The sequence below is a fragment of the Paraburkholderia sp. UYCP14C genome (assembly GCF_004197395.1).
Lineage (GTDB): Bacteria > Pseudomonadota > Gammaproteobacteria > Burkholderiales > Burkholderiaceae > Paraburkholderia.
This window is the reverse complement of sequence record NZ_SELS01000300.1, coordinates 1-797: the sequence shown is the minus strand read 5'-3', so window position 1 is coordinate 797 and position 797 is coordinate 1. Positions and strand designations below refer to the sequence as shown.

The window sequence follows — 797 nt, the reverse complement described above, 5'->3', positions numbered from 1 at the left end:
CGAAGCCCGTCAGGAAAGGCTGATGAAGCTGGCCGCCTGAGCTGCAAAAGCTTGTCCAGACAACCGGAGCCGATACACTCACGCAGCGGCCTGGTTCGCGCGGGAGACGGGAACCGTGCCACCGAAGGGTACGGATTCATGAAAGCGAACCGGGCCCGCTGGCCCATAGCCACGATGGCGCGGTTGCTTGGGGTCTCGACGAGCGGCTTTTACGCGTGGCTGATACGCGAGCCATCGCAGCATGCTGGCAGTGATGCACAACTGCTGGCGCGCATCCGTACGCTGCATGCCAGTTCGCGCGGGACGTATGGCGCGCCACGCATCCATGCGCAACTGGCGCGCGAAGGCGTGCACGTTGGGCGCAAGCGGGTAGCGCGTCTGATGCGCATGGCCGGCCTATGTGGCGCCAGCCGCCGGCGCTGGCCACGTACCACACGGCCGCGTGCGGGGGCACGACGTGCGCCCGATCTGGTACGCCGGCACTTTAGCGCCGACGCGCCGAACGTGCTGTGGGTGGCAGATGCCACCTACATTCCAACCGGCGAGGGGTTTCTGTATCTGGCTGTGGTGCTCGATGTGTTTAGCCGGCGCATCGTGGGCTGGGCGATGTCGAACCATCTGTACACGGATCTGTACACGGAACTGATGTTGCGTGCGCTCGACATGGCACTGCTGCAGCGACGACCCGAGGGCGTGATCCATCATTCCGACCAGGGGTGTCAGGGCGGATTCAACCGGTCGTCGCAACACCTTTAATTGAGGAGGTGTTTATGGGACGACCAGCGGGGTGGATGCAG

General features: G+C 64.2%; 1 protein-coding gene. It reads left to right on the top strand.

Annotated elements, in window-relative coordinates; genetic code table 11:
• The first annotated feature begins 51 nt into the window (after positions 1 to 51).
• A complete protein-coding gene (locus tag EVC45_RS44940) occupies positions 52 to 756 on the top strand; it encodes an IS3 family transposase (RefSeq protein WP_373683139.1) in 705 nt (234 codons plus the stop codon).
• The last annotated feature ends 41 nt before the right edge of the window (positions 757 to 797 follow it).